The 6,933-nt window shown below is 58.4% G+C and carries 7 protein-coding genes; 5 read left to right on the top strand and 2 right to left on the bottom strand.

All coding sequences use genetic code 11. The annotated features are described in order from the left end of the window. The 4 genes from ACILQA_RS08780 to ACILQA_RS08765 form a co-directional block, all read left to right on the top strand. Positions 1-344: metallopeptidase TldD-related protein (locus ACILQA_RS08780; RefSeq protein WP_395629359.1), on the top strand; the 344-nt coding region annotated here is incomplete at its 5' end. A gap of 57 nt (positions 345-401) precedes the next feature. Continuing rightward, on the top strand, positions 402-1,106 hold the full coding sequence (locus tag ACILQA_RS08775; protein ID WP_395629358.1) for an endonuclease/exonuclease/phosphatase family protein: 705 nt from the start codon (positions 402-404) through the stop codon (positions 1,104-1,106). Between the two features lie 172 nt (positions 1,107-1,278). Next, positions 1,279-1,617 carry a P-II family nitrogen regulator gene (locus tag ACILQA_RS08770; RefSeq protein ID WP_333570320.1) on the top strand — a complete coding sequence of 113 codons (339 nt, stop codon included), beginning with the start codon at positions 1,279-1,281 and terminating at the stop codon, positions 1,615-1,617. Positions 1,618-1,648: 31 nt separating this feature from the next. Next, positions 1,649-3,112 carry an ammonium transporter gene (locus ACILQA_RS08765; RefSeq protein WP_395629357.1) on the top strand — a complete coding sequence of 488 codons (1,464 nt, stop codon included), beginning with the start codon at positions 1,649-1,651 and terminating at the stop codon, positions 3,110-3,112. Between the two features lie 638 nt (positions 3,113-3,750). On the opposite strand, the gene ACILQA_RS08760 is transcribed toward ACILQA_RS08765, so the two are convergent. Beyond that, positions 3,751-4,167 (bottom strand): polymer-forming cytoskeletal protein, encoded by a 417-nt coding sequence (locus tag ACILQA_RS08760; protein WP_395629356.1) that lies wholly within the window; start codon positions 4,165-4,167, stop codon positions 3,751-3,753. A gap of 4 nt (positions 4,168-4,171) precedes the next feature. Further along, positions 4,172-5,350: a M23 family metallopeptidase gene (locus tag ACILQA_RS08755; protein ID WP_395629355.1), complete on the bottom strand. Its 1,179-nt coding sequence runs from the start codon at positions 5,348-5,350 to the stop codon at positions 4,172-4,174. A 289-nt stretch (positions 5,351-5,639) separates the two neighbouring features. Here ACILQA_RS08755 and ACILQA_RS08750 point away from each other — a divergent pair, with 289 nt between their 5' ends. Continuing rightward, positions 5,640-6,893, top strand: coding sequence for a glutamate-5-semialdehyde dehydrogenase (locus ACILQA_RS08750; protein WP_395629354.1), 1,254 nt, complete (start codon positions 5,640-5,642; stop codon positions 6,891-6,893). Positions 6,894-6,933 lie beyond the last annotated feature (40 nt).

The following is a 6,933-nucleotide window of genomic DNA, read 5'->3' as shown; positions in this document are numbered from 1 at the left end:
GCAGCGGCAATGACGACCCCGCCGAACTGTTGAGCCGCGTCAAAAACGGCATCTTCGCCAAAAGCTTCGGCGGTGGGCAAGTTGACATCGTGTCGGGCAAATTCGTGTTCAGCTGTACCGAGGCTTATTTGGTCAAGGACGGCAAGTTGGGCGATCCGATCAAAGGCGCAACATTGATTGGCGATGGCCCAACCGCGCTGAACAAGGTCATTGGCCTTGGCAATGACATGGCATTGGATGACGGCATCGGCGTATGCGGCAAGGGCGGCCAAAGCGTTCCTGCGGGCGTCGGGCAACCCACAACTTTGGTCAGCGCGCTTACGGTAGGCGGCACGGCGGGTTGATGGGTGCCTATTTCGGTCAGCATTGCGATATGACCGAATGAACCGCGTGACCCCGATATGAGCCACGCACTCAAGGTTGCGACCTATAATATTCGCAAGGCGGTCGGCCTTGACCAACGGCGCAATCCCGAACGCATATTGGCGGTGCTCAAAGAAATCGACGCCGATATCATCGCGCTACAGGAGGTCGATCGCCGGTTCGGCGCGCGGGTCAGCGCATTGCCGCTGGCGATGCTAGAGGCGGAGACATCATGGATGCCCGTGCCGCTGGCTTTCCGCCCTGCCGCCATTGGTTGGCACGGCAATGCGATTTTGGTGCGCAAGGGCATGGAGGTGCGCCATTGTCAGCCGATTGATATGCCCACGCTGGAACCACGCGGCGCGGTGATGGCGGAGCTGTCGGTTGCTGGCCATGCATTGCGCGTCATTGGCGTGCATCTCGATTTATCCGGGCTGTGGCGGCGTAAGCAAATCCGCGCGTTGCTGGCGGCGATTGATGCCAGCCCGCGGCATATGCCGACGGTTCTGATGGGTGATTTCAACCAATGGTCGGACAGCGGCGCATTGAACGAACTTGCGTTCCACCATCACCGGCTGGTGCAAACGCCCAAAAGCTTCCACACATCGCGGCCCGTCGCGCGATTGGACCGGATCATTGTCAGCCACGAGGTGAAAGTCACCGCCGCCGACAGCCATATTTCAACATTGTCCAAACAGGCATCGGACCATCTGCCCTTATGGGCGTCGATCCGCATTGGTTGAATGCCTAATATTTAGGCAGTGATAATCCGCTGATTAAATTTTAGGCATATCGAAGGGTGGCGGCGTGGATATGTGCTACCCCAATCGCCTATAATTGGCGCATTTAGGTGCATTTCCCGTTTCTGGCACGGTGTTTGCTTATTGCACTGCACAACCAAAATTGGGGGCGTGCATGAAATATATTATTGCCATTATTAAGCCGCACAAGCTGGATCCGGTGCGCGAAGCGCTCACCGCGTTGGGCGTGTCGGGTATGACCGTGACGGAGGTCAAAGGCTTTGGCCGACAAAAAGGGCAGACCGAAATTTATCGCGGTGCCGAATATGCAACCAACATGGTGCCCAAGGTGAAAATCGAGGTCGCATGCGCGTCCGATCAAGCCCCTGCCGTGGTCGAGGCCATTCAGCAGGCCGCCGAAACAGGCGCCATTGGTGACGGAAAGATATTTGAATTCGAACTTGCCGGTGCCCTGCGCATCCGCACGGGCGACACCAACGAAACCGCGCTTTGACGCGACAATAGCAAGCTAGGGGAACCAGAAAATGTCCAAGACACTCAAGTTTCTAGGCGCGGCGGGGGCGACATTGTTCGCTGCTTTGCCCGCCTTCGCACAGGAGGCAGCTGAAAAAGCTGCTGATGGCGCGGCAGCGGTGGCGGTTGCCGTCGCCGACGGCCCGATTAAGGCACCGACCGTTGAACAGATGGCCGGCATGGTCGACAAGGGCGACACGACGTGGATGCTGATCAGCTCTGCATTGGTATTGCTGATGTCGATTCCGGCGCTTGCGCTGTTTTACGGCGGCCTTGTCCGCACCAAAAATATGCTCAGCCTGCTGATGCAGGTGTTCATGATCGTGTCGGTCGCGGCGCTTGTCTGGGTCACTTATGGCTACAGCCTGGCCTTCACCAGCGGTAACGCCTTCATCGGTGGCTTTTCCAAGATATTCCTGCAGGGCGTTGATGCCACAACCTATGCGGCGACGTTCAGCAACAATGTCTACATTCCGGAATATGCCTTTGTGGTGTTCCAGATGACCTTTGCCTGCATCACGCCGGCGTTGATCGTCGGCGCATTTGCAGAGCGTATCAAGTTCACACCCTTGATGATCTTCACGGTATTGTGGCTGACGTTCGCGTATTTCCCGATCGCACATATGGTATGGTACTGGGCTGGACCAGATTTTCTGGTTGATGCACCCAAGGATATGGGTCTGCTGTGGGGCTGGGGCGCACTTGATTTCGCTGGCGGCACGGTCGTTCACATCAATGCCGGTATTGCTGGTCTTGTCGGCTGCCTCATCATTGGCAAGCGCGTCGGCCATGGCAAAGAAGCAACCCCGCCACACTCGATGACCATGACCATGATTGGTGCGTCGCTTCTGTGGGTGGGCTGGTTCGGATTTAACGCTGGCTCCAACCTCGAAGCCAACGGCCTTGCTGCACTTGCCTTCATCAACACCTTTGTCGCCACGGCTGCCGCTGCGGTTGCATGGTGCCTGATTGAACAGTTCCACCATGGTAAGCCATCGTTGCTGGGTGCGGTTACCGGCGCGGTTGCGGGTCTGGTTGCGATTACGCCAGCCAGTGGATTTGCAGCGCCTATGACCTCAATCCTCCTCGGCTTTGCGGCATCGGGTCTGTGCTATGTCTTCGTGGCCTATGTGAAGAACAAGCTTGGCTATGACGATACGCTGGATGTCTTCGGTGTCCATGGCATCGGCGGTATTGTCGGCGCGATCGCCACCGGCGTGGTCGCTGACCCCGCATTGGGTGGTCAGGGCTGGATTGACTACACCGTCTTCCCCGCCATCCCCGGCGAATATGACATGGCCGGTCAGGTGATGACTCAGGCCTGGGCCGTGGGCACGACAGTCTTGTGGACTGCGGTTGTCTCGGCAATCCTGTTCTACGGACTGAAATTCACCACAGGCCTGCGTCCCGCAGAAGATGCAGAACGCGAAGGCCTGGACATCACCGAACATGGTGAGCGTGCATACAACTATTAATCGGGAGTGCGGCAGAAAAAGTGGGAACCGGTTTTTCGCTTCGTCCGCACGACCAACCTAAAATTTCGACTTGGCGGCGGGGCGTTCTCTCCTTTCCTAATACGCTCCGCCTCCTCCCGATGTTCCTCCCGCGAACATCCAACTCATGGCCCGGACCCGCGATGGTTCGGGCCTTTTTTGTGCACGCGCAAAAAAATCACTTTCCTACAAATAACCATATGGGTTATTCGAGTTGCGTCATGCAGGCTGCGGTCTAGAACGTGGGTCGGGATGACGGGAACGCTGGCGGGGAAATCCGTTGGCACGGTCGGCGCGATAGGGTGCGTGCTTCAGCCTGAAAAAAGGGCCTGTTGCATCAAGCTCTGAACAGCGCAAACATGGTTGGATGTGGCGGGAAACCGTCCTGTCTTTTGCGGACAGCCTTTAGGGGTTTACGAACCTTTCCCCCGATGGACAGCATGCCAGCCAGCAAAGGCGGCCCGGGGGCAATAGCCTGATGGAACAAGCGGGCCTTAATCAACCAACACCATCAGCCGGAAGCACGCACCAGCGCTTCCGCGCCGGCCGCCCCCCTTTTGCACGCAGCATGGCCGCGTTTAATTTCTGTAGGAAATAATCTTGCCGATGTTGGAAATCGTTTAGATGACTTTGGATTCAGCCCCAAGGATCAACGGTTCGGCTTGCTTGGCAACATTGGCGGTCGGGCGCGCGGTGGTTGGCGCTCCCTTCGATGATTTGTGCCGGAACTTGCCGTCAATCTGACCGCCCGGGGCGATTGTCAGATTGCTGTACACGACATCGCCCACGATACGCGCGGTGGATTCGATCACCAGATCATTGGCCTCGATCGAACCTTCGACATGGCCGGACAGCTTCGCCGATTCGGCAATGACCTTGCCTGCGATAATGCTGCCTTCGCCTTGCACCAGATTGCCGCATGTCACGTCGCCCTGCACCTTGCCATCGACGTGCAGATCCACGCGGGCGGTGAGGTTGCCGACGATTTCGACATCGGAAGCTATGACAGAAAATGTATGACCCGAACTATTGCGCACGTTGTTATAATTCCTTTGCGGCGTTGCCGGCGCGGTTTCCGGCGACTGTTTGGACTTTGAGAACATCAGGGTTGGCCTCCAAAAACTTTCTCGGGTTGATCGCCCGACCATTCAGGCGGACCTCGAAATGCAAATGGCTGCCCGTCGATCGCCCTGTGCTTCCCATTCTTCCGATTTGCAAGCCACGATGCACCATTTGGCCACGCGTAACATGCACACCGGAAAGATGGGCATAACGCGTTAATAGCCCGTTGGCATGCGTAATTTCAACTGTCTTGCCATATCCGCCGTTGAAGCCGGCAAAAGTCACACGGCCTTCGGCTGCAGATAGGATTGGCGTGCCAACTGGGCCCTTGAAATCCAAACCGGCATGCATTGCGCCCGCACCGGTGAAGGGATCGCTGCGGAAACCAAAGCCGCTCGACATCATCACGGCGGCGGCGGGCATCGATGTCGGGATCGCGGCCAGTGCGCGTTCCATGGCATCCATGCGGCTCAGCGATGCCGCCAGTTTCAAAAAGCGCGGGTCGCGGACATCTTTTTTGGCGCTGCCGAAAAAGGGTTCAAACACACCGCCCTGTGCGCTGCGCGCCTGACGCGCGAGCACATCGGGGTTCAGCCCGAACTGGCGGATGGCCGCCTCCGCCTTTGACGTGCGGGCCAAGGCGACCTTGGTCATTTTTTCGGCGAACTGGATTTGGCGCACTTCAACACGCGCAAGGCCAGCGGCCTCTGGCACGACGGCGCTGATGGTTTTTACGGTTTGGTCTTCGGCGGCGGGCTTCGCCTTTGCAGGCGTTTGGGTGTTGGCTTCGGGAACGTCGCCCAGATATTGATCGCTCAAGCTTTCCAGCATTTTCTGCCGCCGCTCAAGATCCTTCGCCACTTCGTCGATGGAGCCGCGATAATTGGCGACGCGTTCTTCGGCCGATTCGACCTTCGCCTCTTGCTCGCTCAACGCCACCCGCTGCGCGGTAACGCTCACTTGATTGATCGCCATGCCAAGCGTGACGACTAGCCAAAGGCCGACGACGGACGCGACGGTACCCGCAACGCGGCGTTGCAATTGTGCACTCAGTTTCAAGAACCGGACTTGGCCATTGGCCCGCATGAAAAATTCGCGGTCAATAAACCATCCAGCTATCCGGTTTTTCCACCCGGACATTCTGGTCTTAAGCGACACGACCCACCCCGTTTTTGTTCTGTTGCGCGGCCGTAGCAGAGCAAAATGGCAGGCGCGAATCGCCGAGGCCGGACTCGTGACGAGTCGAATGAGTCACACGATGAGCTGTGGAAAACCTTTTCCAAATGTCACAAATCGTGAACTGCCTGTGCCTGCACATGCCCAGCGCGCGGCGTAAAAAGTCGCAAAATCAACGCTTTTTCGGCGATTCGCACAAAGCATGGCGCTGACATCGTTGAAATCAACGGCACCTTTCCCTTTTGGCGCCACTTCTCTACGGGTTGAATATATGACCGATTATCAGCCCCTGATGGCATCGATTGCCACCAAAGCGCGCGCTGCATCGCGGCTGTTGGCGGCGGCGGATGACGCGGCAAAGGCGAGCGCGTTAACCTATGCTGCCCAAGCGCTGCGCGACCAATCGGCCGATATCCTCGCGGCCAATGCCATCGACGTGGCGGAAGGGACGAAGGCTGGTCTGTCACCCGCCATGCTTGATCGCCTGAAACTCGACGAGGCGCGCATCACGGCCATGGCTGCGGCGGTGGCACAGGTTGCTGTGCTGGCGGACCCCGTCGGTCACATCATCGACAGCAGCACGCAGCCCAATGGTTTGCAGATGGCGCGCATCCGCGTGCCCATCGGCGTGCTTGGCATCATTTACGAAAGCCGGCCCAATGTAACGGCCGATGCTGCGGCCTTGGGGCTGCGGTCGGGCAATGCCGTCATCCTGCGCGGCGGCAGTGAGGCGGTGCACAGCAACCGCGCGATATATGCTGCGATGCTGGCTGGCATCACACAGGCCGGATTACCCGCCGACGCGGTGCAGCTTGTGCCCACACAAGACCGAGAGATGGTCGGCCTGATGCTGCGCGCGCAAGGTGCGATTGACATGATCATTCCGCGTGGCGGCAAATCGCTGGTCGCGCGGGTGCAGGATGAAGCCCGCGTTCCCGTGCTCGCGCATCTCGACGGCATCAACCACAGCTATGTCCATAAGGATGCCGATCCGGCGATGGCGCAGGCGATTGTCGTCAATGCCAAGATGCGGCGTACCGGCGTTTGCGGGGCAACCGAAACGGTCCTGATTGATCAGGATTATCCGGCCGCTGCCGAATTGATTGGCGCGCTGATTGATGCCGGATGCGAAGTGCGCGCGGATGATGTGCTGATGGAACTGGATGCCCGCACGGTGTCTGCCGACGCGGATGATTGGGACACCGAATATCTCGATTCCGTCATCTCGGCGCGCGTCGTATCCGGATTGGACGATGCGATCGATCATATCGCCCGCCACGGATCGCACCATACCGACGCGATCATCACCAACAATGCCGATGCCGCAGCGCGCTTTTTGGCACAGGTCGACAGCGCGATTGTCATGCACAACAGCTCGACCCAATTTGCCGATGGCGGCGAATTTGGCTTGGGCGCGGAAATTGGCATTGCGACGGGCCGGCTGCACGCCCGCGGCCCGGTCGCGCTTGAGGGCCTCACGACCTATAAATGGGTTGTGCGCGGAAACGGGCAAATCCGCCCTTGAAAACCATTGGCCTCATGGGGGGATCGTTCAACCCCGCGCA

Origin of the sequence: Sphingorhabdus sp. (assembly GCF_044239005.1) — a bacterium.
GTDB lineage: Bacteria > Pseudomonadota > Alphaproteobacteria > Sphingomonadales > Sphingomonadaceae > Sphingorhabdus_B.
The sequence above is the reverse complement of the archived record's forward strand: the minus strand, read 5'-3'. Positions and strand labels throughout refer to the sequence as shown.

Coding starts and splice junctions, on each gene's coding strand:
- ACILQA_RS08775 (WP_395629358.1), top strand. CDS start 402: ATGAGCCACGCACTCAAGGTTGCGACCTATAATATTCGCAAGGCGGTC.
- ACILQA_RS08750 (WP_395629354.1), top strand. CDS start 5,640: ATGACCGATTATCAGCCCCTGATGGCATCGATTGCCACCAAAGCGCGC.
- ACILQA_RS08770 (WP_333570320.1), top strand. CDS start 1,279: ATGAAATATATTATTGCCATTATTAAGCCGCACAAGCTGGATCCGGTG.
- ACILQA_RS08765 (WP_395629357.1), top strand. CDS start 1,649: ATGTCCAAGACACTCAAGTTTCTAGGCGCGGCGGGGGCGACATTGTTC.